We start from the raw sequence: 21,384 nt of genomic DNA, 5'->3' as shown, positions 1-21,384 counted from the left end.
TTCCCTGCTATAAAACCTTCGGCCAAAAATATTTTAAGCGCTGAGCTTCAGCTATAAAAACCGAAGAAAAGCCTTACATGATAAATTTAGAACTGATGGATTTATTGTCGTGTACGCGTTTCATCACATCGGCAAAAAGATCGGCACAGCTCACCACCCTTATTTTTCTGCTTTCTTTTCTAAGCGGAATAGAGTCGGTCACGATAAGTTCCTGAAGCTGTGAGTTCTCGATACGCTCATAAGCCTCCCCGGAAAGTACGGGATGCGTACAGATGGCGCGAACGCTAAGCGCCCCTCTTTCCATCATTACATCGGCAGCTTTGGTAAGGGTTCCGGCGGTGTCTACCATATCGTCTACCAGCACCACGTTCTTACCTTCCACGTTTCCTATTAGCTCCATATGCGAGATCTTGTTAGCCTTGGCGCGCTGCTTGTAACAGATCACCACATCGCTTTCCAGGGCTTTGGAATAGGCATAGGCTCTCTTGGAACCTCCCATATCGGGCGAAGCGATGGTAAGATTGTCAAGTTTCAGGCTTCTTACGTAAGGCAAAAAGATGGTGGAAGCGAAAAGATGGTCTACGGGCTTCTCGAAGAATCCCTGTATCTGGTCGGCGTGCAGGTCCATTGTGATAATTCGGGTAGCCCCGGCGGTTTCCAGGATACTGGCAACCATCTTGGCGGCTATAGGCACACGAGGTTTATCCTTACGGTCCTGTCTTGCCCAGCCGAAATAAGGCATTACAGCGGTGATGTGTCTTGCCGAAGCTCTCTTGGCGGCATCCAGCATCAGCAGCATTTCCATCAGGTTATTGGCTCCCGGGTTGGTAGAGCCTATAATAAAGATGCGCGATCCTCTTATGGATTCTTCAAAGGAAGGCTGAAACTCCCCGTCAGAATAGGTGGAAGTGATCACGTTCCCAAGTTTGGTGCCATAGGCGGCTGCTATTTTTTCGGCCAGATCCCTGCTTTGGGTACAGGGAAAGATCTTTGCTTCGGTCATTGCGTTGGACATGTTGTGTTGTTTTTGTGCATTAATAGTTGTGGCTGCAAATTTAGAAATTTAATCGGTACCTAAAACCCGTAAAGCCCTTGTAAATTACAAACTTCAGGCAGGGCCGCAACAGGCTTTGCAGCAGAAAATAAAAATAAACCGAAAGTATTGAAAAAACGAAAAATTTTATACTTTTGCCCTCCACTTGCTCGAGTGCCTGCCTGCCGGCAGGCAGGGCGGAACCGGCAGACAAGTCAGCCGGGAAGCAGGGTGGAAATTTTAAAGTTCTTTTTAATTGTTCTACGTGTATGCCATATCAAGTTTAGAACACAACTACATTTACGTAGGCTTGACCAGTGATCTAAAGGCACGTATCGAGAGGCATAATTCAGGAAAAGAAAAAACAACTCGCTTTTACAGGCCTTTTGAATTAATTTTTTCTGAAATTTGCAGTACCAGGGTTCAGGCCAGGACCAGAGAGAAATACTGGAAATCCGGAACCGGTAAAGAACAATTAAGACATATAAGAGACAAGCATTAGTAATGCTCGAGTGGCGGAACTGGTAGACGCGCTGGATTCAAAATCCAGTGACTTCGGTCGTGCGGGTTCGATTCCCGCCTCGAGTACTCAAACCCCGAAAAAGTTCATTTTTCGGGGTTTTTTATTCCCTTTTATGAAGTTCTGACTGGAATAGGGAAAGACGAAGCATTACTCTTCCCGGAGATCAACCAAAAAAGGCTGCCAGATATTTGGCAGCCTTTTTCATTTTCAGGTTTTAAAACAATTAGCCTCTCAGATCATAGAGATCACCTTATCCAGTTTGGCTTTTATCTCTTCAGCTATAGGTTTCAGGCCGGGATTGTCTATCGACTGCATAGAGGCAATCGGGTTAACAGCCGCAACTTCTATCTCCCCGTTTTCCAGTTCCTGAACAATTACGTTACAAGGCAGCATAACGCCAACCTTGTCTTCTTCAAGAATAGCCTTATGGGCATAAGGGGCATTACAGGCTCCCAGGATCCTGTACTTTCTGAAATCTACATCCAGCTTCTTTTTGAAGGTCTCATTTACATTTATTTCGGTCAGTACTCCGAAACCTTCTTTTTCGAGTTCTTCCTTCACCCGCTCTATAGCTTCTTCAAAAGTTCCCGAAATCTTTTTTTCCTTATAATAATTCATAATGCAAGCTTTTTTTAGGTTACTACTATTAAATAAAAAAAAGAGACCTGCACCGTAACTTAAGTTACAGTAGGTCGTTTTATTTTTGGGCAAATGAGATAGTGGGTAACTTGAACCCCCAAGGACTCTGTTCTTTGGGGGCTTTTATGCCTTTTCCAAAAACCTGCTCCACGCCCGCAAATGCCCCTGTAAGCAAAACCGTACAAAATCTCTTGGTTTTTACTAACTTAGGCCCCGATTTTACCTTCCCTACACTTAAGATCACTTTTTAAGAATTTATCCCGGAGCATTTTCCTGAAAAGGAGAATGGTTTGAGGGATATAGCACATTAGCAAAAATTATTTTATGAAAAATCCTGTATCAAATTTTACTGTCTTAATAGCATTTTTAGTTTTCGGACTTACATACTCCCAGAATAAAGAAAATTCCAAATTTGAAATTCCATACGGTGACAATTCAAAGGTTGGAAAATTTGTAGAAATAAATAAGACTAAAATTTATTACGAAGAATATGGTAAAGGAGAACCATTGCTTCTAATTCACGGTTGCGGTGCAGATATTAAATCAATGGAAAATCAGATTGATTTTTTCAAAGATAAATTTAGAATTATAGTTGCAGATAGCCGAGGTCAGGGAAAATCAGAATTAAAAACAGATTCTTTGACATACAACCAAATAGCTAAAGACTGGGAAGGATTAGTAAAGCATCTAAAACTTGATTCTATAAATATCGTAGGATGGAGTGACGGGGGTATTGTTGGTTTAAAAATGGGAATTAATAACAATGTAAAAATTAAAAAAATTGTCACAATGGGAGCCAATTTAAGACCAGATACAACCGCTGTAAACAGTTGGGCTCCGAAAAATGTTAAAGAAAACTTAGATGAAGCTAAGAAAATGATAGCCAAAGGAGATAAATCAAAAGATTGGAACTTAGAAAAACAACTAGATCAACTTTTGTATTATCAGCCTAATATTTCCCATTCTGAATTGCAAAATGTAAATGCAGCTGTGTTAGTAATAAATGGAGATAAGGATATTATAAAAAACGAACATGCGGTAGAAATTTTTGAGAATTTACCGCACGCTCAATTATGTATAATGCCTGGAGAAACACATTATACTCCTGGTTCAAATCCAAAGTACTTTAATTCTATAGTTGATAAATTTCTGACAGAACCATTTGAGAGACCAACATCGAAATGGGATTAGATCAAAAGGTTATTCGAGGAAAAATAACTTTAGCTAAAAACGGTTCATCGCCAATAGCCGGGACCGTTAGAAAGATAATAATTAATTTGACCAACGAACCAATATTAAGCCGACAAATCCGCGTCCCCTACTCCGCCAACTGGCGATAACCGAGAACGTTATATGCAAATTTTACACGGAAATCTAAACCTAAATAATTTTAATGGATACAATAACAAGAGGATTTTTAAACGATTTTATTGATAGAAAAGGATATCAAAAATTAAAATCAAGTTTACAATTTGAGTATTTCTGCAACTTTTGTGTAATAAACAAAGAATTTGATTCAATATCATTTGACGAAAAGTCAATTAGCACTGGTGATTCTGCCCAAGGAATAGATGGCATTGGGATTATTGTAAATAATAAGTTATGTGCAAACACTAGTGAAATAAGACAGATAATGGAAATGAACAGAATGTTAACTGTAACATTTGTTTTTGTACAATCTAAAACTTCCTCGAGTTTCAATAACCAACAAATTGAAAATTTTTGTCGTTGGACTAAAAATTATTTTACAGAAGATGCAACTTTATTCGCTACTGATGAAATGAGAAATTTTATTGAAATGCGAGAATTCATATATAATAACACGAGATATATGAGGGAAAGAAGTCCAAACTGTATGCTGTATTTCTGTACTTCTGGAAAATGGGTCGAGGATCCAAATTTAGTTAGCATCATAGAATCAAATAAAAAGGAAATTGAAAATTTGGATTTATTCAATAAAGTTAACGTTCAACCAGTAGATTCTAAGGAACTCCAAAACTTATATCGTAAAACAAAAGAACCTGTTGAAGCAACAATAAAATTTGAACGAAAAGTAAACATCCCAACAATAGAAGAAATTACTGTTGCATATTCAGGTTTACTCCCATTTTCAGAGTTCAAAAAAATAATAATTGATGAAACAGGTAAAATGAAATCTGTTTTTGATGATAATATTCGTGACTACTTAGAACAAGATAATAATCCTGTTAATAAAGATATTTCTAGCACAATACAGAAGGGCCAGATGGAACAATTTTGTATTCTCAATAATGGAGTTACTATTGTTGCCGAAGAAATTACAGGACCAGGAGAAACAATTACACTCTCTAATTATCAAATTGTAAATGGTTGTCAAACTAGCAATGTTTTATATGAAAATCGTTCTATTGAGGGGATTGAAAACATGCATATTCCCATCAAAATTATTGTCACAACAAATCAGGAAATAAAAAGTGATATAACTCGTGCTACAAACAATCAAACCGCTGTAGATGCTGTAGAATTAGAAGCGCTATCGGATTTTCAACGAAACCTGGAGGATTACTATAATTCCTTAGAAAATAACGATTATAAACTGTTCTATGAAAGACGAACAAATCAGTACAAAAGTGATGATGATGTTCCTCTGTATAGAATAGTAAATAGAGAGAGTCAAATAAAATCACTTTCTTCTATGTTTTTAAATAATCCACATAATGTAACGGGAAATTATGGAAGATTAATTGATAAAATTGGTGCTGAAATATTTAACCCAGATCACGATTATTATCCTTATTATATTAGCGCTTTATCTTACTTCACTTTAGAACAGATTCTAAATGAAAATAAATTATTTGATAATTCGAAAAGATTTAGATATCACATTCTTATGGTTTTTCGCTTTTTAATCACTAAATCAATTTCATCAAGTTTGCGTGATAGAGCAAAAATTAAAAAATCGTGTGAGCAGATTTTCAAAATTTTAGAAGATTACGATAAATCGTTTGAGTATTTTAAAAAAGCTGCAGAATTTATAGAAAGTGATGAGTTAGGAATAAATTTTAAGGATAGAAAAGCGGTAGAAAGAAAGAATACAACTGACCTGATAAATGAAAAATTAGTTGACAAATATTTAAAAGTTCAATAAAAACTGCATATAACAACGTTCATCGCCAATAAGCGGCAGCGTTAGTAAGAAAATAATTAACTTGACCAACGAACCAATACTAAGCCGACTCCCGATGTGTCGGGACCGCGTCCCCTACTCCGCCAACTGGCGATAACCGAGACCGTTATATGCAATTGTCCTTAGAAGATATGGGTTAAAACAAACAAAACACTAAAATTTATATAGATTCTTATTTCCAGGAAAACATCATGAAAAAAATTTACAGCTCCCTAAGATTTCTAAGCCTTATTGGCTTGGGTTTTATTTTCAGCAATTGTTCAAATGACGATCTCGGCGACAGCATCCCAACATTCCCTGCCTCACAAATGTCTGTGATACACGGAGACAGCGAAAAATCCTGGAGGATCACAGAGGTGATAAACAAATATGCTGACCCTGCGGATGATTTCTATTTTACCTTAGACTGTGTTAGTGATGACATCTATACTTTTTCTGCCGAAAGCGATGAAGCCATAATCACCTATGGGGACCAGCTTTGCTTTGCAGATGTAAATGACGGCATTTTTACAGCCGACCGGGAGGCCTTCGGGGCCAGGTTGCTGATGCTTGATGATCCTGAGACCATATATATGAGCTTTGGAAGAGGCTATACCAACAAGGACAACACGGCTTCCGGTTCAACCTTTGCTTACTATACGCTTGCGGAGTTATCAGAAAACAGAATGGTGTTCTGCAGATCAAGAACCGGCATTTTAGGCGATTACTACGAAGCCTATACTTTTGAGACAGTGGAAGATCCCGGACAGGAATAAACAGAAAAACTTTACCCGTCATATGCGCAAGAGTACATAATAGCGGTCATTACCATTAATCGATAGCCTTAGCAAGAAAATAATTATCTTGACCCGCAAATAAGGTCTTAACTGCCGGCAGGCGGAACAGCAGATTTCCTTCCCTACACCCGTTCACCTGCCACCCGGGACCTTTATATGACGTTTTAATTAATACCGGAAGATGAAAAAACTACTATTTCTCTTAGCCCTCATTTTAATGGCCTGCTCTCCCGAAGCAGAAAACGAGACTCCCGATGACCCGATAATCGGCAGCTGGCACTACAAGAAATTACTGGAATATCCCGCAGAGGGAGAAGTAATGGAGACCCGGGGCTCCGACTGTTTCCAGAAGAGCACCCTGACTTTCAGCCCGAACGGCGATATGAGTTCTGTGCACTATCATTTCAATGCCCAGGGCCAATGCGAAATAAATGAACGCGCCACCACCACCGATCTGAGCTGGGAGCGGATCTCAGAAGGCAAATACAGGATAAGCGGCGAAAACGGCAGTACGGTGAGAGATCTGGTAGATTTCCCCAATAGCAAGACGATGCGGATGTTCTCTTACAGCCCGTATACCAAAGACGGGAAGGAAATTGAGCGCAAAGCAGATGTTTACTTCAGGCTGGAGTAGGCGTAATTTTAGCATCCCTGCTTGCTTTTATCATGTTTATGAATCTTAATGACGAAGGGCGAATTAGCCAGGAGTGGCAAAACTTCTGTAAAGCAGCTCCCGGGCTTCATAAGAAATAATTACTTTTATCCGCAAAATCCGTCTTAAGCCCAACCCAATGGACAAGTCTTCGCTTAATGATTATTTTCATTCCTTATTCCCCATAGAGAAAGAGGTGGTCGCAAAGATCACGGAGACCTTTGAGCCTTTTGAACTGGATAAAAATGCCGTGCTGCTCGACCTTGACAGCATTAGCACCAAAACCTATTTTTTGGAAGAAGGATATATGCGCTCCTATATCCTGAATGAAGACAACGAGGAGGTGACCACCAACATTTATGCTGCCCCCTGCTTTGTGAACGACTTCTTGTCCTTCTTCAGGCAGGAACCCACAAAAGAGATCTTTGAGACCTTAAGCCCCTGTTCGTTCTGGGAGACAGGCCTGGAGAATGTGCAGTCCAACTTCCATAACATCCCCGAATTCAGGGAATTCAGCCGCCTTCTGTTCGTGATTAATTACTACAAACTTAATGACCGGATGATAGAAATGGCGAGTAAAAAGGCAGAAACGAGGTATCTTAACCTTATAAAGCAGCAACCGGATATCTTTCAGCACGTTCCTCTTAAAATAATCGCTTCCTATCTTGGGATCACCGACAGTTCCTTAAGCCGGATCAGAAAGGAAACAAGCAAAATGTAATTTCTTGTCATTTGTCAAGTGCCGGTTCGGGCTTCCCTTCAGAGCTTTGCACAAAACACTTTAGAAATGAACAAAAAGCATATTGCAGTAGTTGGTACCGGAGGCGTTGGCGGTTACTTCGGGTTTAAACTGAATAAGACCAACGAGACCACCAGGCGCCACAAAATATCATTTACGGCAAGAGGGGAAACCTACAGGATCCTGAAAGAAAACGGACTCAGCCTGTTGTCTCCCGAACACTCGGAGAACAGGACGAGACCAGATGAGATCTACGGGGAGATAGCCGAAATACGCAACCCGCACCTGGTCCTGATCTGCGTGAAGGAATATGATCTCGAAAATGTCTGCCGCCAGCTGAGCGGGGTCATTTCAGAAGAAACCATCCTGTTACCTATGATGAATGGCGCCGATATTCACGAAAGAATACGCAGCATTATTCCCCATAACATAATTTTACCCTCCTGTGTTTATGTAGCCTCCCACATTAAAGAAAAAGGGATCATTGAACACCACGGAAAGCCGGGAAAACTGATCTTTGGCAAAGACCCTGAACACCTCTCGGAAGATGTCGATTGGGTGGCTGAGCTCATCAGGGAAAGCAATATAGACTATGAATTCAGGAAGAGTGCCTTAACCGATATCTGGACCAAGTTCATCTTTATAGCCAGTGTTGGTTTGGTATCGGCAAAACACAACTCATCTATTGGGGCTGTTTTCGCTGAGGAACATCAAAAGAAAGAGGCCATAGCCATTATGCGGGAAGTAAAACTGATCGCAGATAAAAAACAAATCTACCTTCCTGAAGATATCATCCAGAAGACCGTTGAGAAAGCCGCTGCTTTTCCCTTTGGAACACCAACTTCACTGCAGATTGACATCAATTCGGGCAAGGAAGAAAATGAACTGGAGCTTTTCGCCGGAACCATCATCAGGTATGGCGCCGAATTGCAGGTGGATACTTCCTCTACCAAAAAAATATACCAGCAACTGAAGAAAAAACAGCTTAACATATAACTTTGACATCAAAATTTAAACATAAATCTGACTTGCAACATCCCTATTATCAGAAACCCGAGAGAGAAAGAAAAAAATTCCGGATACAGCTCATAAGCTATTCCTTATTGATCCTGTTATCCGTCTCTTTGATCTCGTATTTTTACGGCATCTACTTTCTCCCCTTCCTTTTTACCTGGATCACCCTGACAGTTTTAGCACCATTTTTTGATGTGCCATTCCTTGTAAAAAGCGGAAGACTGAAGTATTACTCTACGCTGCTTTTAGCAGAAAAAACAAAGGATAGCATCATCATTCACGGAGGCACATTATTCGATTATTATTTTGTGCTTAACAGGGATTCCCCCGGTAGTAAACGCAAAGCCTTTATCCTCCAGCAATATTTGGAAGGGCTGCTGGAATTAATAAAGGAGGACGGGAACCCGGATCTCCCGGTAGAAGGAACAACCTATATCCTGAATCAAAGAACAGCAGAAAAAATAGGCTTTACCGCTTCAAAACCAGATTTTATCAAAAGCCTGATCCTCCTCCTGAATTATCCAAACCTGCTGGTCTCAGGCTCATTTGCCGGTAATAAACTTTTGTTCCCGAAATTGAATAATATCAGGACATTTAAGGCCAGTATTGGGGAACTCAGAGAAAATAAAGCCCGCATTGAAAGCCTGAACAAAAAAATTAAAAGCAGTATTAATGGCGATCAATAGCATTATTTCATTCCCCACGAAAGGATTAACTTCGAAACCGGTTTGAAGTTCAGGTGAAGAGTATTTGCCCGTTTATAACCAGAATACAGGCAAAAATCCTGTAATTAGCAAAGATTGAAGTTTAGCCAATGAAAACGATATTATACCTAACAGACCTTTATTACGAAGCCCAGGGAAGGAACTATTATGAGGAAGACCTCTTTCTTACCTCGAAGTTAAAGCCACATTTCAACATCCTCATCGGGCATCCGCACCAGGCCATCCCTTATCTCAAACTTGCCGATCTTGTGGTCTTCAGAAATACCGGTCCCGTAATTGGTTTTCCGGAATATTTTCAGAAATTCCTTTCCGCGGTTAAAGGACAGAACATACTCACTTTCAATTCCTTCGACGGAAAAGGAGACGTACAGGGGAAACTCTATCTCCTGGAACTTACCAGGCTGGGATACCCGGTGATCCCCACGGTAAAGGAGCTTAACGAAATTGAAAGACTCGGTGAACCCGATAAATATATCCTCAAAATATGGAACGGCGGCGATTCCATAGGGATGGAGACCCTGGATAAAAAGGAGCTATTAAGCTCAGGAACCGGCGGGAAACTTATTCAGCCTTATATAGATTTTGAATATGAAGTTTCCTTCTTTTATCTGAACGACGAATTTCAATATGCGCTGTATGCTCCCGATAAGAAAAAGAGGTGGGAATTAACCGAATATGAACCTGCTCCCGGGGACCTGAAATTCGCGGAAAAATTTATTGAATGGAATGACATCGAACGGGGAATTACACGGGTGGATGCCTGCAGACTAAAAGATGATTCCCTTTTGCTGGTGGAGCTGGAAGATCTAAATCCGTTCTTGTCTTTAGACCTGCTTAGCGAAAAAAAAAGAGAGAGTTTCGTAGAAAACCTTATAAAAGCATTAAAGCATTCTGAATAGATGGATATTTCCCGGCCATTGCCAGAGCAGCGACTTTAAATGAAATTGGTTAACTTCATCGTTGAAAATTCCGACTTAAAGAACAGAAAACCCATCTCACTAATCGCCCCTTCAGGCTTCAGCCGATAACTTTAGGGGCACCAAATTACAGCTATGAGCCAAAAACTTGTTGTAGTATTTTTCATTTTATTTTCCGTCTCCACTTCCTTTGGTCAACAAATAAATATCGGGATAAGAGATACTGTTCATTCCGACATTTTAGAGGATGACAGACCCTTGTCGATTTATTTACCACCATCCTATCACTATAAACCCGATCAACATTACCCGGTACTCTATATTTTGGATGGGGATTACAATTTCCGATATGTGGCGGGCCTCCTGGAGCTTCAGGGCGGTATTTCCGAAAACATCCCCGAAATGATCCTGGTGGGTATTTCCGGGAAAGGCTCCACCACTTATAAAAAGAACTGCAAACCGACGATCCCGGGAGTAAAGGATGGTGGAAATGCCGACGAGGTGCTGAGTTTCATAGAACAGGAACTAATGCCTTATATAGAAAAGCATTACAAAAGCCTCGGCTTTAATGTGCTTGCCGGACACTCCGTTGGCGGAATCTTTATCGTGAATGCCGCCTTAAAGCGCCCGGAACTCTTCAATAAGTATATCGCGATAAGCCCGGCTTTATGGTGGGAAGAGAACGCGATGAATAAAGTGGCTAAAGAGACCTATACAACAAAAGATTCCTTGAACACCGAGGTGTACGTGTCTTTGGCAAACGAAAAAAGGATGGGGGTAAAGGAATTCCTGGAGGTTGCCGGCCCGGAGTTCAAATTCAGAAAATTTGAGAGAGAAAACCATAATTCTGTTGGGGCTCCAACTTATAAATGGGCGCTCCGCGATATTTTTAAGGAATGGAAGATCGAAAAACCCTATTTTGAATCGGCAGAAGAGCTGGAGAAATACATCAGCAAAAATGCTTCGGCCTTTGATATCCCCCTGCCCATTGCCGAGGCTGTCCTGTACAACAGCGTTGTTTATGTACTAAAGGACCAGCCGGAAGAACTGGCAAAGATAAAAGACCTCGTCTCTGCCAATTACCCTAATTCTGAAGCTTTCCTGGCAAGTTTGTTTGCAGCGAATGCCATCCGGGATAAAAATTATGATGAGGCCGAGGCTATATTGAAGGAAAGCCTGGAAGAACATCCCGGATCCTTCGAATTGTATGAAAAACTTGCTGAAGTTCATCTGAAGAAAGAGCAAATTCAGACAGCGCAGGAGGAGATAAACAAGGCTATCCGGCTGGCCGAGGATCAGAAGCTAAGGTTGTGGCGCATAGAAGAACTTCGGGACCTGGAAAATAAGATAGAAGCTGAAGTTTCGAAGTCATAGTGACCAGGTATAGGCAAGAAAAAGAAACAACTATAAATCAAAAAAGGTGACCTTAAGATCACCTTTTTTGTTCAGTACAGGTTCCGCTTAGGATCATTTAAGATCGAACCGGTCAAGATTCATCACCTTATCCCAGGCCTTAACAAAATCCTTTAAAAACTTATCCTGCGAGTCACCGCATCCGTATACCTCAGCGAGGGCACGAAGTTCTGAATTAGAACCGAAGATAAGATCTACCCGGGTTCCGGTCCATTTCGCGGCTCCTGAAGAACGATCACGCCCCTCAAATTCCTTCTCATCATCAGAAACTGCTTTCCAGGTCGTGTTCATATCCAGCAGGTTCACAAAGAAATCGTTGGTCAGGCTTTCAGGCCTTTCGGTGAAGACCCCGTGTTTTGATCTGTCATAATTTGTATTAAGCACACGCATACCACCCACCAGTACGGTCATCTCAGGTGGAGTAAGCGATAACAGCTGCGCTTTATCCACAAGCATCTCTTCCGGCGAAGCCGAAACATTTTTCTGGTGCGTCGCATAGTTACGGAAGCCGTCGGCACGAGGTTCCAGCGGAGCAAATGCTTCTGCATCGGTTTGTTCCTGGGATGCATCGGCGCGTCCCGGAGTAAAAGGAACCTTTATCTCCTTTCCTGCATTTTTAGCAGCTTTCTCGATCCCGGCACATCCTCCAAGCACGATAAGATCGGCAAGGGAAACCTTTTTATTTCCGGACTGGGCATTATTGAAATCCTTCTGAACAGCTTCCAGCTTGTCCAGTACTTTAGATAGTTCTTCCGGATTATTCACTTCCCAGTTCTTTTGCGGTGCCAGGCGAAGCCTTGCGCCATTAGCGCCACCACGTTTGTCTGAATTACGGTAGGTTGATGCCGAAGCCCAGGCGGTGGAAACCAGCTGGGAAACAGAAAGCCCAGAATCCAGAAGCTTCGCCTTAAGGGCAGCGATATCCTCATCGTTAATAAGCTCGTGTTCCACTTTCGGGATCGGGTCCTGCCAGATCAATTCTTCTGATGGAACTTCCGGCCCGAGGTAACGGGAAATCGGCCCCATATCACGGTGGGTTAATTTATACCAGGCCTTTGCAAAGGCATCGGCCAGCTCATCGGGATTCTCATAAAAATGCCTTGAGATCTTAGCATATTCAGGGTCTTCCTTCAAGGAAAGGTCTGTGGTAAGCATAAACGGAGCGTGTTTTTTGGAAGGGTCGTGTGCATCGGGAACCGTTCCCGCACCCGCATTGTCCTTAGGCTGCCATTGGTATGCCCCGCCCGGACCTTTAATACATTCCCACTCATAGGTGAACAGGTTCTCAAAAAATTTGTTACTCCATTGAGTTGGGGTCTGCGTCCAGGCACCTTCTATCCCGCTGGTAATGGTATCTCCTGCTTTTCCGCTTCCGAAACTGTTCTTCCAGCCAAGCCCCTGTTCTTCTATACTTGCTCCTGCAGGTTCGTGCCCCACATATTTATCAGCATCGGCAGCACCGTGCGTTTTTCCGAAGGTATGTCCCCCGGCGATCAGGGCTACCGTTTCATAGTCGTTCATTGCCATACGCCCGAAGGTCTCGCGGATATTGTGAGCTGCGGCAACCGGATCGGGATTTCCGTTAGGGCCTTCAGGGTTTACATAAATAAGCCCCATATGGGTGGCTCCGAGAGGGTTTTCAAGGTCCTCACCTTCAAAACGTTCTTTATTTCCTAACCACTCTCCTTCAGAGCCCCAGTAAATATCCTGTTCCGGCTCCCAGATATCTTCACGACCCCCGGCAAAACCAAAGGTCTTAAAGCCCATAGATTCAAGGGCGCAGTTCCCGGCAAGGATCATAAGGTCTGCCCAGGAAATTTTCTTTCCGTATTTCTGTTTAATTGGCCATAATAACAAACGTGCCTTATCAAGGTTGGCATTATCGGGCCAGGAATTTAGCGGCGCAAAACGCTGGGATCCTGAACCTCCGCCACCACGGCCATCGGCAATACGGTAAGTTCCCGCACTATGCCAGGCCATTCGGATGAAGAATGGGCCGTAGTGGCCAAAATCGGCTGGCCACCAGTCCTGCGAATCGGTCATCAGCTCAAAAAGATCTTCTTTTACTGCTTTCAGGTCTAGTTTCTTGAATTCTTCAGCATAGTTGAATTCCTCTCCCATTGGATCGGAGAGCGAAGAATGCTGTCTCAGGATTTGTAAATTTAATTGGTTTGGCCACCAGTCCCGGTTTGAAGTTCCGGCGCCTGCGGTTTTCTTTGTAGCTCCACCCATAAAAGGGCATTTACTAGATTCATTTACATCCCAGACTTTGTGGTTATCTGAATTGTTGTTCGCCATTGTGTGAAGTTTTAGTTATTTAATACGCTTAAAAATACAATAATCTTAGCTTATAAATTTTAATGCCCTATAAGTATAAATTATGATGAACAGAAGTAAAAACTATAGCGACTGCTAAACCGAAGAAAATCCCCTAAGAAATACTCCGGGCTTCTCCTGGTAAAGCCGATCATTTACTTCATCTTCTCACCAAACACAAACACCTGTAAAACAGCGCTTTAAACTCGAAAACATTGTGAATTATAAGAAATCCCTCACAAAACCTGCTACCGAAGGAACAAACCGGAAAAAGCCACAAAAACACCTGAAACACCCAAAAACATTAGGGTGAACGGGATCCGGGGCATTAGCGAAGAACTATTTTTGTTTAAAATTTTTGTTAAAAGAATAAACAAAATATCCGTTTCCTATTAAATTCACTTCAATATCAACTCAAAAAATTTATTATTATGAAAAAGATTGTACCAGGAAAAGTAAGGCTTGGCCTGCTTTTAATCGCATTAAGCTTCTTTGTATTCCAGTCCTGCTCAAAGAATGATTCACTTGCAGAACCGGAAGCTTACCAAGCATCCACAAAGAAGTCCGGAGATAATGAAGAACAGCGAAACGGAGCTCCTGAAAAAGGAGATATGTCCATTGCCGAGATCGCAATCGAAAATGAATTCACAGAATTATTAGAGGCGCTTTATTATGTAGATGAAGAATTTGATGCCGGCCTCGTGAACCTGTTCCTTTACGGAACAGACCAGTATACGGTTTTCGCACCTACCAATGATGCCTTCGAGGCCTTGTATGAAGACCTGAAAGTTGACGGAATAAGGGACTTACCTGCAAGCCTGGTCTTAGATGTGCTGAAATATCACGTAACCGATGGCAGAAGAGCTTCGAACAGCGTAGTCCCACCTCAGAATAAAAAAGAGATTGAAACCTGGCTGGGAGAAGTGTTTTATGTTCATCCTGATATGAGCATAACTGCCATAGGAAATTCGGCAAAGATTGAAGCTGCAGATTTTTCGGCCTCTAATGGGATTGTTCACGTGATAAGCGCGGTATTACTGCCTGTAAAATAAGCGGATCTTCCCTAAAAGAAAAGGCTGTCCTTACCGACAGCTTTTTTTGTTATTTGCCAGTCCCAATATTGAAAGAATCGGAACACCCTCTGGAACTCAAGTCCGAAACCATCCCGTCTCGGACAGATTATTATCCGAATTCTCATTTATTTTAACATAAAAGGCACGTTAACAATATTTAATTTCAGCTATTATACCCAGGCTCCTATATTGCGCTGCTTAAATTATTGAGCATGTTTGAATTAATAGCCGGCTTTATTTTAGGTTTTATTGCCATAGTTGCAATGCTTTGGTTAAGCATACGAAGCAGGGGCTGATCCCGGGTCCGTAAAAAATAAATCTTCAGGCCTCTCTGAAATATCTCCATCCAAAATCCAGCTTTTTAATTCATATGAATCAATCCTGGTTTCAAAAACAGATTTTTAAAGCTTCCTTAAAATTAAGCTTATTTCTCTTTAAGTAAGGTTAAATAATAGACTTTCAGCAGTTTGAATCAATGCTATTCCATTCAGTTTTTATACTTTAAAAAGAAAAGATGGAACATACAGTAAAAATCAAGGCAATTGATCAGGTAACCCACAACGTAAAAAGTTTTAAGCTGGAAAAGCCGGACGACTACAATTTTACCCCGGGACACGCCACCGAAGTTTCCATTAATAAAGAAGACTGGAAAGATGAAAAAAGGCCTTTTACCTTTACGAGCCTTAATGAATCGCCAGACCTTGAATTCACCATAAAGATCTATCCCGATCATCATGGAGTGACAGAACAACTGGACAAACTGAAACCCGGAGATGAACTCATTATCAGGGATACCTGGGGAGCCATAGACTACCACGGCCCCGGTTATATTATTGCCGGCGGCGCAGGAATCACCCCATACCTCGCCATACTCCGCGACCTGGAACGTAAAAACAAGCTTCGCGGAAACAGCCTGTTCTTCTCCAATAGTACCGATAAGGATATCATCCTGAAAAATGAATTAGATAAAATGCTGGGAAATGAGGTAACCTATGTTATTACCGATCAGGAAGACACAAAATATCATAAAGGCTATATTAACGCAGATTTCTTGAAGGAAAATATCGGGGATTTCCACAAGCAGTTCTATGTATGCGGCCCGCCAAAAATGACCAAGGAGATCTCTAAAACTCTTCAGAAGCTAGGTGCATCTCCCGACGCTATTCAATTAGACGACCAGTAATTTTAATATTTCAACCCCTTCAGGCAGGTCCGTTACACCCCGAAAATCTTCTAAGGGTTTCCCCTTAGTTTTTGAAAAGCCGGTAACCCGGGAACAATTATAAACAAAGGAATCACGTTGTTCTAATACAAAGGCTTTGCCTTAAACAAAAACCTAAGTCTGTTCAAAATAGGTAACTTTATTGTTCCCACCTGCTTAATGTTATCTTTAAATTATATCATTATGAGAGATGACACCTTAATAAAAATTTTCCAGTTCCTTTTCCTTATCAGCAGTATCCTGCTGGCTATTTTTATAGTATCCAGATTAACCGGCTGAAGGATATAATACGCCTGGAATAAAAAAATCCACCCCAAAAAACGGGATGGATTTAACTAAACACAAATAAACGGAGTCGCGCACCCCGAATATTACTTTAAGCCAGTGTGGAATTAAAGAAGAGACAACCGGATCGCTGAAAACCCGGTGTGGTTAACATCTCTTCGAAAACAGTAAAGACAGGCGGCATCGCCCCCAACTCCCGGCATTCACCGGTTTCACCAATGCCATTATCTTCTTCTCAAAGAAACTAAACCCATTTCTTTTTCCTATTAGGTAGTTTTAAACAAAATGTAAAATTAGTGCAGTCAAAAGCTGAAAAATGTTAGCTCTTTATAAAGGAAGAATCCGGAAACCGGCTAAAGTTTGCTGTCCTGAAACAGTAAAAATATATAAAGAGAAGAGCGTCAGGGAATGAGTCTGCCTGACTTTGCAAATTTCTGAATATGTTGTACTTTCGGGTTTTCCCTAAGTAAACAAAAATGTCCCAATTCTGGTTATACCTGAGATTAGGCCTTGAACATGTATTAGACTGGCAGGCCTACGACCATATTCTTTTTTTAATCGCACTTGTAGTTTCTTACAGCTTTACCAGCTGGAAAAAAGTACTGTGGCTGGTGACTCTTTTCACCTTAGGCCATACCCTGGCCTTATTCCTTTCGGTATATGAGATCGTAAGGGTAGATACCGACTGGGTGGAACTGCTTATCCCGGTAACCATACTCGTTACGGCGGTCTACAACATCTTTACGGCCAGCAAAAAACCGGCAAACAAGAACATTAACCTGCTTTATTTCACCACGATATTCTTCGGACTTATTCACGGGCTTGGCTTTTCAGCCTATTTCAAGATGATAGCAGGAAAAACCGCCTCAAAATTTTTACCCCTGGTAGAATTTGCCCTCGGGATAGAACTTGCACAGGTGATCGTGGTCCTTTCAGTAATGATATTGGGCTTCATCCTGCTGAATATTTTCAATGTTTCAAGACGGGACTGGATTCTTGTATCATCTTCCATAGTGATCGGGATTATATTGCCAATACTTCAGGAAAATTATCTCGCGATTTAATACTTTAGCAGATTCAAATTGGTTTTTAAAAAGTTTTGCAATAAATTAAATAACAGCATTTTACAAGCCCAAAACTTTCAACTTCGCCTACTAAAATATGGACAAAAAAAAGCAGTTAAAGTACGATAAAGCGTATTTGAGAATAGCCAGGGAATGGAGTAAACTCTCGCAGTGTAATCGGAAACAGGTTGGCGCACTTATTGTGAAAGATAGGATGATAATTTCCGACGGATATAATGGAACTCCCAGCGGGTTCGAGAATTATTGTGAAGATGATGAAGGTTACACCAAGTGGTATGTGCTTCACGCCGAAGCCAATGCGATCTTAAAGGTTGCTGCGTCAACACAAACCTGCAAGGATGCCACCCTGTATATTACAATGTCGCCCTGTAAGGAGTGTAGCAAGCTCATCCATCAATCCGGCATTACCAGGCTGGTTTACAATATAGATTACAAAGACAATTCCGGTTTGGAGTTTCTGGAAAAGGCTGGCGTGGAATTAGAGCAAATAAAAGAACTGGACCATTGAAAGGAAAATACAAAATATACCTGCCATTATTACTGGCCACGGCTTGTGTCCTGGGGATCTTCCTGGGAGCAGGGCTTGATTTTTCCTCTTCCGGCAAACTCTTCACTTCCAATCCTAAAAAAGAAAAACTTAACAGGCTTATAGACTACATAGATTATGAGTATGTAGACGACATTAACACCGACAGCATTGTAGATATCACGGTAAACAAGATCCTTGAAAATCTTGATCCCCATTCCATTTACATCCCCAGGCAGGAATACGCCAATGTCAGCGAGAATATGCAGGGAGATTTTGTAGGAATTGGAGTGAGTTTTTACAATGTTAACGATACCATTGTGGTGATCCAGGCCCTGGAAGGCGGGCCCAGCGAAAAGATAGGAATTCGCGGCGGAGACCGTATCCTCTATGCAGACGGCACCCCACTTTTTAACCGGAATATCAGCAACGACAGCCTTACCAGACAGCTGAAGGGTAAGGAGAACAGCCAGGTAAAACTCAAGGTGCATCGTAAGGGCCTGAAAGACCTGCTCACCTTTAATGTTCGTCGCGGAAAAGTGCCCTTAAAGAGTGTGGATGCGGCATATATGCTTAGCCCTAACCTCGGGTATATTAAGATTAACCGCTTTGCCGAAACAACTTTTGAAGAATTCAGGGATGCGCTTAAGAACCTCGAAAAAAAGGGAGCTACGCAAATAGCCCTGGACCTCAGGGATAATCCCGGCGGATACCTTTCAGAAGCTATTAATATAGCCGATGAATTCATTAAAGACGGAAAACCCATCTTATTCACCAAAAATAAAAGCGGGGCCATTGAAGAAACCTTCGCACAAAGGGAAGGCGATTTTGAGAACGGAAAAGTATTCGTGCTCATCAACGAAAATTCTGCTTCTGCCAGCGAAGTGGTGGCCGGAGCCCTTCAGGATAATGATGTTGGCACTATTGTGGGCCGCAGATCTTACGGAAAAGGCCTGGTCCAACGGGAAATGGAGCTGGGAGATGGCAGCGCAGTAAGACTTACCATTGCCAGGTATTATACCCCGACCGGACGTTCTATTCAGAAGCCTTATGACCACGGAAATGAATCTTACTTTAAAGACTATCTGCGAAGATATGAGAACGGCGAACTTAAGAATGCCGACAGTATTCCGGTAGCCGATTCCCTAAAATACACCACTCCCGGAGGCAAGATTGTTTATGGCGGTGGCGGGATAATTCCCGATGTATTCGTTCCAAAAGACATCAACAACGAGAAAGAGAATATCAGGCTGCTGCTCAACAGCGGGTTTATGAGCCGTTATATTTTTGAGGTCCTTGAAAAAGACAGAAAATATTACAATTCCCTTTCAAAAGAGGAATTCAGGAAAGAAGTAATTATAGATGATAAAATGGTTCAGGATTTTATTGATTACGGCCGTAGTGAAAATCTTAACTTCAAAATCAACAACTACAGTCCTCTTCTAAAACAATACTTAAAAGCGGTAATGGCACAGCAATTATTTGGCACCAATGCATTTGAACGGTTAAAAAATGAAGGTGACAGAATAATTGAAAAAGTAATTGAATTGTCCAGGGAAAAACAATAAATTGTAGCGTGAGCGAATTTTATGATTATTTTACGCTAAGCCTTACTTTATCGCCCTTATTCTTCTTTATAATCGCGGTAAGCTTCAGGTTATTGGATAACAGCGCCCTTCTCTTTCTTCAAAAGGAAATCCTTGTGAATTCTTCAAACGTATCGGTAAGTTGTATAAGGCATCAGATACAGAACCATCCGGATAAAAGTTTTAAAAAGCAACTAAAAAAGGCCCTTTTGTTCAGGCATCTTCAAAGGACCTTTCTTTGTCTTATGCTTTTCACCCTTCCGGTGATGATCTACAATCTGGCTTCTTTATAATTTGTCATGCACCTTGGCGTGCTCTCCCCCATTCCATTCGGTAAGTATGTCGGTCGCCACGGAGGCCCCGCTTCCGCTGGCAATAGAGAACTGGCTTCTCCATCCCGCCAGGGTTCCTGCCACATAGAGCCCCGGAAGAACAAGATGATCTGAATTCTTAAGCTGGATGCGTTCCTTAGAAGCTTTTGCTTTTTGGTGAGGGATCACATATTCCTCAAGCCCCTTTATGTTCATAGCCCTGGTATAGCCCACAGCAATTACAACATTCTTGGCAGTATAGGAATTCTTATTGGTAAGCACCTTGAATCCTCCCTCCAGCCGGGAGACCTCTTTCACTTTTTCCTTTTCTATCTGAATGACTTCAGGATACTGTTCAGCCAAATGTACAGGCCCGTTCTTAAGGACCTGAGCCCCCGAAGTTCCGGCATCCACCCCAAGCACATTATTGAACAGGGCGGTTTGCATATGGGAAGCCTTCTGATGCATTATAATCCCCACCTTTTTATCTCGGGCATACTCCTTGCTTAAGCCTGAACCCAAAATAAGTGCACAGGACATCCCGGCTGCACCTCCGCCAACAATCAATGCATCAAAATCCATAATTATTCTCTATGTTTTTTAGCAATGGTTCTTGAAACCAGAAGGATGATCATAAGCACGATCACAATAAGACTGGCCACAATGGCTATCACTGCTTCAGCACTGGTACCCTGAAAGATATTATCGAAATCGATGATGGTAATATTATAGCCTATTAGAATAAGGGCTAGCATTATAACGGTATAAATAACAAACTTCATACAAATAAACTCTGAATGTTAGTAGCAAATAGTTTTACTGCAATTGCCAGCAAAATTACTCCAAATACTTTTCTTATCACATTAATCCCCTGACTTCCTAAGATCCTTTCAATTTTTGCCGAAGATTTAAGTACGAGATATACGATAACAATATTCACCACTATTCCCACAATAATATTTATTGCCTCATATTCCGCCTGAAGCGAAACCAGTGTGGTCATTGTCCCTGCACCTGCAATCAGAGGAAAAGCCAGAGGGACCACCGATGCGGTTTCGGGAGCATCATCTTTATAAAGACTTATCCCCAGGATCATTTCCAGTGCCAGGAAGAACAGGATGAATGCACCTGCAACGGCAAAAGAATTCACGTCTATCCCGATAAGGTTGAGGATCTCCTTTCCTAAAAACAGGAAAACGATCATAATAATACCGGCCACTATCGAGGCTTTTTCACTTTGAATATGCCCAACCTTTTTACGCAGGTCTATAATGATCGGGATGTTTCCGATGATATCTATTACTGCAAACAGGATCATCCCTGCAGTAAAGACTTCTTTGATGTTGAATTCGCTTAACATAGCTCAAAAAATTTTGCGCAAAA

22 protein-coding genes and 1 tRNA gene are annotated in these 21,384 nt (G+C 41.6%); 17 read left to right on the top strand and 6 right to left on the bottom strand.

The features are described 5' to 3' along the window. Nucleotides 1–73 precede the first annotated feature (73 nt). On the bottom strand, nucleotides 74–1,015 hold the full coding sequence (locus ACFQ3Q_RS03015) for a ribose-phosphate pyrophosphokinase (protein ID WP_380742772.1): 942 nt from the start codon (nucleotides 1,013–1,015) through the stop codon (nucleotides 74–76). Between the two features lie 283 nt (nucleotides 1,016–1,298). Between ACFQ3Q_RS03015 and ACFQ3Q_RS03010 the strand changes: the two genes are divergently transcribed. Together ACFQ3Q_RS03010 and ACFQ3Q_RS03005 are read left to right on the top strand one after the other, a co-directional pair. After that, the gene (locus ACFQ3Q_RS03010; RefSeq protein ID WP_380745580.1) at nucleotides 1,299–1,535 is read left to right on the top strand and encodes a GIY-YIG nuclease family protein; all 237 of its coding nucleotides are present in this window, start codon (nucleotides 1,299–1,301) and stop codon (nucleotides 1,533–1,535) included. 4 nt (nucleotides 1,536–1,539) lie between these two features. Continuing rightward, nucleotides 1,540–1,621, top strand: a tRNA-Leu gene (locus ACFQ3Q_RS03005). A 166-nt stretch (nucleotides 1,622–1,787) separates the two neighbouring features. Here the strand turns inward: ACFQ3Q_RS03005 and ACFQ3Q_RS03000 are convergent. After that, nucleotides 1,788–2,174, bottom strand: a complete 387-nt coding sequence (locus ACFQ3Q_RS03000) for a DUF302 domain-containing protein (RefSeq protein ID WP_380742770.1) — start codon at nucleotides 2,172–2,174, stop codon at nucleotides 1,788–1,790. Nucleotides 2,175–2,519: 345 nt separating this feature from the next. On the opposite strand from ACFQ3Q_RS03000, the gene ACFQ3Q_RS02995 reads away from it, so the two are divergent. The 9 genes from ACFQ3Q_RS02995 (at nucleotide 2,520) to ACFQ3Q_RS02955 (ending at nucleotide 11,558) form a co-directional block, all read left to right on the top strand. Next, nucleotides 2,520–3,386, top strand: coding sequence for an alpha/beta fold hydrolase (locus ACFQ3Q_RS02995; protein ID WP_380742768.1), 867 nt, complete (start codon nucleotides 2,520–2,522; stop codon nucleotides 3,384–3,386). A gap of 202 nt (nucleotides 3,387–3,588) precedes the next feature. After that, the gene (locus ACFQ3Q_RS02990) at nucleotides 3,589–5,322 is read left to right on the top strand and encodes an AIPR family protein (RefSeq protein WP_380742766.1); all 1,734 of its coding nucleotides are present in this window, start codon (nucleotides 3,589–3,591) and stop codon (nucleotides 5,320–5,322) included. Between the two features lie 230 nt (nucleotides 5,323–5,552). After that, the gene (locus ACFQ3Q_RS02985) at nucleotides 5,553–6,116 is read left to right on the top strand and encodes a hypothetical protein (protein ID WP_380742764.1); all 564 of its coding nucleotides are present in this window, start codon (nucleotides 5,553–5,555) and stop codon (nucleotides 6,114–6,116) included. Nucleotides 6,117–6,318: 202 nt separating this feature from the next. Then, complete coding sequence (locus ACFQ3Q_RS02980; RefSeq protein WP_380742762.1) at nucleotides 6,319–6,771, top strand: lipocalin family protein; 453 nt, start codon at nucleotides 6,319–6,321, stop codon at nucleotides 6,769–6,771. A gap of 157 nt (nucleotides 6,772–6,928) precedes the next feature. Then, nucleotides 6,929–7,510 carry a Crp/Fnr family transcriptional regulator gene (locus tag ACFQ3Q_RS02975; protein WP_380742760.1) on the top strand — a complete coding sequence of 194 codons (582 nt, stop codon included), beginning with the start codon at nucleotides 6,929–6,931 and terminating at the stop codon, nucleotides 7,508–7,510. A gap of 66 nt (nucleotides 7,511–7,576) precedes the next feature. Then, nucleotides 7,577–8,524: a ketopantoate reductase family protein gene (locus ACFQ3Q_RS02970; protein ID WP_380742758.1), complete on the top strand. Its 948-nt coding sequence runs from the start codon at nucleotides 7,577–7,579 to the stop codon at nucleotides 8,522–8,524. 2 nt (nucleotides 8,525–8,526) lie between these two features. Then, complete coding sequence (locus ACFQ3Q_RS02965) at nucleotides 8,527–9,228, top strand: hypothetical protein (RefSeq protein WP_380742756.1); 702 nt, start codon at nucleotides 8,527–8,529, stop codon at nucleotides 9,226–9,228. 128 nt (nucleotides 9,229–9,356) lie between these two features. Next, complete coding sequence (locus ACFQ3Q_RS02960) at nucleotides 9,357–10,166, top strand: hypothetical protein (protein WP_380742754.1); 810 nt, start codon at nucleotides 9,357–9,359, stop codon at nucleotides 10,164–10,166. Nucleotides 10,167–10,319: 153 nt separating this feature from the next. Beyond that, nucleotides 10,320–11,558, top strand: coding sequence for an alpha/beta hydrolase-fold protein (locus ACFQ3Q_RS02955; RefSeq protein WP_380742752.1), 1,239 nt, complete (start codon nucleotides 10,320–10,322; stop codon nucleotides 11,556–11,558). Nucleotides 11,559–11,651: 93 nt separating this feature from the next. Here the strand turns inward: ACFQ3Q_RS02955 and katG are convergent, their stop codons facing one another. After that, nucleotides 11,652–13,895 carry a catalase/peroxidase HPI gene (katG, locus tag ACFQ3Q_RS02950; protein WP_380742751.1) on the bottom strand — a complete coding sequence of 748 codons (2,244 nt, stop codon included), beginning with the start codon at nucleotides 13,893–13,895 and terminating at the stop codon, nucleotides 11,652–11,654. Between the two features lie 449 nt (nucleotides 13,896–14,344). Here katG and ACFQ3Q_RS02945 point away from each other — a divergent pair, with 449 nt between their 5' ends. From ACFQ3Q_RS02945 to ACFQ3Q_RS02920, 6 genes are all read left to right on the top strand, one after another. Beyond that, on the top strand, nucleotides 14,345–14,965 hold the full coding sequence (locus tag ACFQ3Q_RS02945; protein ID WP_380742749.1) for a fasciclin domain-containing protein: 621 nt from the start codon (nucleotides 14,345–14,347) through the stop codon (nucleotides 14,963–14,965). A 535-nt stretch (nucleotides 14,966–15,500) separates the two neighbouring features. Next, complete coding sequence (locus ACFQ3Q_RS02940; RefSeq protein WP_380742747.1) at nucleotides 15,501–16,169, top strand: FAD-binding oxidoreductase; 669 nt, start codon at nucleotides 15,501–15,503, stop codon at nucleotides 16,167–16,169. An 800-nt stretch (nucleotides 16,170–16,969) separates the two neighbouring features. Then, a complete protein-coding gene (locus ACFQ3Q_RS02935) occupies nucleotides 16,970–17,557 on the top strand; it encodes a HupE/UreJ family protein (RefSeq protein WP_380742745.1) in 588 nt (195 codons plus the stop codon). 97 nt (nucleotides 17,558–17,654) lie between these two features. Continuing rightward, complete coding sequence (locus tag ACFQ3Q_RS02930; RefSeq protein ID WP_380742743.1) at nucleotides 17,655–18,086, top strand: deoxycytidylate deaminase; 432 nt, start codon at nucleotides 17,655–17,657, stop codon at nucleotides 18,084–18,086. After that, on the top strand, nucleotides 18,083–19,672 hold the full coding sequence (locus ACFQ3Q_RS02925) for a S41 family peptidase (RefSeq protein WP_380742741.1): 1,590 nt from the start codon (nucleotides 18,083–18,085) through the stop codon (nucleotides 19,670–19,672). The genes ACFQ3Q_RS02930 and ACFQ3Q_RS02925 overlap by 4 nt, the downstream gene beginning before the upstream one ends. Nucleotides 19,673–19,680: 8 nt before the next feature. Beyond that, nucleotides 19,681–19,983 carry a hypothetical protein gene (locus ACFQ3Q_RS02920; RefSeq protein ID WP_380742739.1) on the top strand — a complete coding sequence of 101 codons (303 nt, stop codon included), beginning with the start codon at nucleotides 19,681–19,683 and terminating at the stop codon, nucleotides 19,981–19,983. Here ACFQ3Q_RS02920 and ACFQ3Q_RS02915 read toward each other — a convergent pair. The 3 genes from ACFQ3Q_RS02915 to ACFQ3Q_RS02905 are packed head-to-tail and all read right to left on the bottom strand — an operon-like array spanning nucleotide 19,978 to nucleotide 21,361. Continuing rightward, nucleotides 19,978–20,583, bottom strand: a complete 606-nt coding sequence (locus ACFQ3Q_RS02915; protein WP_380742737.1) for an FAD-dependent oxidoreductase — start codon at nucleotides 20,581–20,583, stop codon at nucleotides 19,978–19,980. The genes ACFQ3Q_RS02920 and ACFQ3Q_RS02915 overlap by 6 nt on opposite strands. A 2-nt stretch (nucleotides 20,584–20,585) precedes the next feature. Beyond that, nucleotides 20,586–20,783 (bottom strand): hypothetical protein, encoded by a 198-nt coding sequence (locus ACFQ3Q_RS02910; RefSeq protein WP_380742735.1) that lies wholly within the window; start codon nucleotides 20,781–20,783, stop codon nucleotides 20,586–20,588. Next, nucleotides 20,780–21,361: a MarC family protein gene (locus tag ACFQ3Q_RS02905; RefSeq protein ID WP_380742733.1), complete on the bottom strand. Its 582-nt coding sequence runs from the start codon at nucleotides 21,359–21,361 to the stop codon at nucleotides 20,780–20,782. Before ACFQ3Q_RS02905 ends, ACFQ3Q_RS02910 begins: the two co-directional genes overlap by 4 nt. Nucleotides 21,362–21,384: the final 23 nt, after the last annotated feature.

This window comes from Salegentibacter chungangensis (genome assembly GCF_042678405.1).
GTDB classification, from domain to species: Bacteria; Bacteroidota; Bacteroidia; order Flavobacteriales; family Flavobacteriaceae; genus Salegentibacter_A; species Salegentibacter_A chungangensis.
Note: the sequence above shows the minus strand (reverse complement) of the source record. Positions and strands in the feature narration are given on the sequence as shown.